This window comes from Pseudomonas protegens (assembly GCF_003732485.1).
Lineage (GTDB): Bacteria > Pseudomonadota > Gammaproteobacteria > Pseudomonadales > Pseudomonadaceae > Aquipseudomonas > Aquipseudomonas protegens_B.
The window spans coordinates 86,898-90,302 of record NZ_MOAK01000061.1; the positions used below are offsets into that span (position 1 = coordinate 86,898).

General features: G+C 62.7%; 3 protein-coding genes and 1 pseudogene. All 4 read right to left on the bottom strand.

Annotation, left to right across the window (positions count from 1 at the left end):
- Positions 1-229, bottom strand: a pseudogene (gene pabB, locus BLX41_RS35535) (aminodeoxychorismate synthase component I); the annotation flags it as partial.
- Positions 230-377: 148 nt separating this feature from the next.
- Positions 378-1,364 (bottom strand): alpha-L-glutamate ligase-like protein, encoded by a 987-nt coding sequence (locus tag BLX41_RS16670; RefSeq protein ID WP_123725782.1) that lies wholly within the window; start codon positions 1,362-1,364, stop codon positions 378-380.
- The gene (gene rloB, locus BLX41_RS16675) at positions 1,364-2,896 is read right to left on the bottom strand and encodes an osmotic stress tolerance membrane protein RloB (protein ID WP_123725783.1); all 1,533 of its coding nucleotides are present in this window, start codon (positions 2,894-2,896) and stop codon (positions 1,364-1,366) included. The genes BLX41_RS16670 and rloB overlap by 1 nt, the downstream gene beginning before the upstream one ends.
- A 5-nt stretch (positions 2,897-2,901) precedes the next feature.
- Positions 2,902-3,405, bottom strand: a complete 504-nt coding sequence (rloA, locus tag BLX41_RS16680; RefSeq protein WP_185073609.1) for a retropepsin-like aspartic peptidase RloA — start codon at positions 3,403-3,405, stop codon at positions 2,902-2,904.

Below are 3,405 nucleotides of genomic sequence, written 5' to 3' on the forward strand. Positions count from 1 at the left end.
CCAGGTGCTGGAGGTTGTCCCGCAGGCGTTGCAGGAAGTCGCCGCCAGGCTCATCAGCGGCCAGGGTCAGCTCTGCCAGGGGCCAGGCGCTGAGCAGGTCATAACGGCCGCGCTCGGCGCTGGGCCGGCCGCTGTCCAGTAGCACGGCGCCGGGGGCGTGTTCGATTGCCGCGAAATACTCGGCGGGGTTGGCGCGATAGGGAAGCGGGTGTACGGAGCAGGTCAACATGCGGGGCAGATCAGCCATCGGAGCGCGGCTGGCGATTGTATGCCTCTGCAGGAGTTGCTCCTAGAGGGGATGTCGGCGATTGCCCCTTGAACGGCGCATTTCCCGACCTGTAGCCGTTGCCTGGGGCAGCGGCTACAGCCCGGGGCTATCAGCCTTCGACGGCAGGAATGTGGCCGAACAGGTCCTGGGCGAAGCGCACCCGTTCTTCGACGGTTTCCTTGATGCCCCGGGCCTTGAGTTGCTCAAGGTGGGCTTCAATGGCGTGGGTGCGCTGGGTCAGGCCGCAGTCGTTGGCGATCTGGATATTCAGCCCGGGCCGGGCGTTGAGTTCGAGAATCAGCGGGCCCTTGTCCTGGTCCAGCACCATGTCCACGCCGATGTAGCCCAGGCCGCAAAGCTCGTAGCAGCCGGCTGCCAGCTTCATGAAGCCGTCCCAGTAGGGCAGTTGCACACCGTCCACGGCGTTGGTGGTGTCCGGGTGCTTGGTGATGATGTTGTTCAGCCAGGTGCCGCGCAGAGTCAGGCCGGTGGCCAGGTCGACGCCGACGCCGATGGCGCCCTGGTGCAGGTTGGCCTTGCCTCCGGACTGGCGGGTCGGCAAGCGCAGCATGGCCATCACCGGGTAGCCCATGAGCACGATGATGCGGATGTCCGGCACGCCTTCGTAGCTGATGCTCTTGAAGATCTGGTCCGGGGTCACCCGGTATTCGATCAGCGCCCGGTCGCGGTGGCCGCCCAGGGAATACAGGCCGGTGAGGATGCTGGAAATATGGTGCTCGATTTCCTCGTGGCTGATGATCTTGCCCGACACCGTGCGATAACGGCCCTCGAAGCGGTCGGCGATCACAATGATGCCGTCGCCGCCGGCGCCTTGCGCCGGCTTGATCACGAAGTCGTTGCGTTCGCCGATGATCGCGTCGAGCTTGTCGATTTCCTTCTCGGTGGAGATCACCCCGTACAGTTCCGGCACATGGATGCCGGCCTTGATCGCCCGTTCCTTGGTGATGATCTTGTCATCGACGATGGGGTACAGGCTGCGCTTGTTGTACTTGAGCACGTAGTCGGCGTTACGCCGGTTGATGCCCATGATTCCCCGCGCTTCCAGGGCTTTCCAGGTCTTCCACAGGCCGAACATCAGGAGTCGGCCTTGACGAAGGCTTTGAAACGTACCAGCTCCGTCAGGCGGTAGCCGCGGTAGCGACCCATCGCCAGCATGAAGCCCACCAGGATCAGCAGCATCGCCGGGAAGGTGAAGACGAAGTACGTAAGCTCCGGCACGCTCATGATCAGGTGCGCCAGGGAGGCGGCGAACAGGGTGCCGATGGCGACTTTCATCGCATGGCCGCCGCCGCGCTCTTCCCAGGTAATGGACAGGCGTTCGATGGTCATGGTCAGGATCACCATCGGGAACAGCGCCACCGACAGGCCGCGTTCCAGGCCCAGTTTGTGGCTGAACAGGCTGATGGCGGCGATCAGCACCACGACGAAGGTCAGCACCACCGAAAGCCGCGGCAGCATCTGCAGCTTGAGGTGTTCCAGGTAGGAGCGTAAGGACAGACCCAGCGCGGTAATCACCGTGAACAGCACGATGCCGAAGCCCAGTTGGGTCTCGCGGAACGCCAGGGCGATCAGCACCGGGGTGAAGGTGCCCAGGGTCTGCAGGCCGATCAGGTTGCGCAAGACCAGGATCACCAGCACACCGATGGGGATCATCACCATGATCATGAAGGTCTGCTGGGTCTGCAGCGGCAGGCCGTACAGCGAGTATTCGAGGAAGTTGGCGTCGGTGTTCTCGTCGGTCAGCTTGGCCAGGCGAATGGCGTTCATTTCGCTGTTGTTGAGGCTGAAGGTGACGTTGGCTTTCTTGCCGCCATCGACGGTGATCAGGTTGTCGTCACCGGTCCACCACAGCAGGCGGTCGCTGGGCATGCCCTGTTCACCGGTTTCCGGGTTGAAGTACAGCCAGTCGGTGCCGTTGAAGCTGCGCAGCCAGAGTTCCGGGGCCTGCGGCTGATCGGCCACCAGGCGGATGGTGTGGACCTTCTCCATCGGCACGTGGGCGATGGACAACAGCAGTTCGACGATCTTGGCCTTGTTGGCGCTGGAGGAGTCGCCGGCCAGCAGCAGCTTGGCGTTGTCGTCATTGGCGTTGTTGACGCGCTTGATGGCCTCGCTGATGAAGGTCTCGACGTCCGCCGAGTGCTGGCGGATCGGCGCCAGCAGGGCTTCCGCGGCGATTTTTTCCGGTCCTTCCACGGCCATGCTGTCGCGGAAGGTCGGGCCCTTGACCTTGGATTTCTCGGCGCTGTAGCGCTTGGTCAGCACCAGGCGGTAGTACAGGGTCTGGTTGCCCTTGGCCCGGCGTGCCGACCAGGTGACCTTGCGGTTGCCGTCGACGCGGTTGACCGCCACCCCGTAGTTGTTGGAAATGAAGCTCTCGTTGAGGCTGACGTAGTCGCGGCTCAGGGGCGGCACGAACATCTGGATCTTGATCGGGTCCTTGCCGTTGGCGACGAACTCGACCTTGGCATCGATGTTCCACAGATCGTCGGTGGCGTCTTCGGTCACCGGAATGCCGAGCACGAAGATCTGATAGGCCGTGATCGAAATGCCCAGCACCACCAGGATGGCGATCAGGACTTTCAGATGAAGGGTAAGAGAGCGCATTGGAATTACTCTGCGGTATGAGCGTCGGTGGCGCAGGCGGGTTTGCCAGCAGCGTATTTAAGACTGGGGTCGACCAGCGCATCGAAGCGTTTCAAGGCTTCGGAGCCAATCAGGAGCGGGTATTGGAAGGCGCTGCGGTCGGTCAAGTTCACTTCGATGCTGCGCAAGGCACTGCCCATGCAGACATCCAGGGCGATCACCGGACGCGCGGTGTAGTTCTTGTCCTCATCGGGGTCATAGTCGCCGGCGCGGCGCTTGATCTTGCTGACCCGGGCCAGTGGCCGTTCGATGGGGTGGGAATGGGCGGCGTCGATGGCCAGGTAGAAACGCACCCAGGATTCGCCGTTGCGCTTGAAGCGCTTGATGTCGCGGGCACTCAAAGAAGCCGTCTTGGCACCGGTATCGAGTTTGGCGGCAACTTCCAGGTCGATACCTGACAGTTGCGCGTACTCGTTCAAACCATAGACCGTCTTGCCGGCGGCGGCGCTGATGCCGGGCAGGGCAAGCAG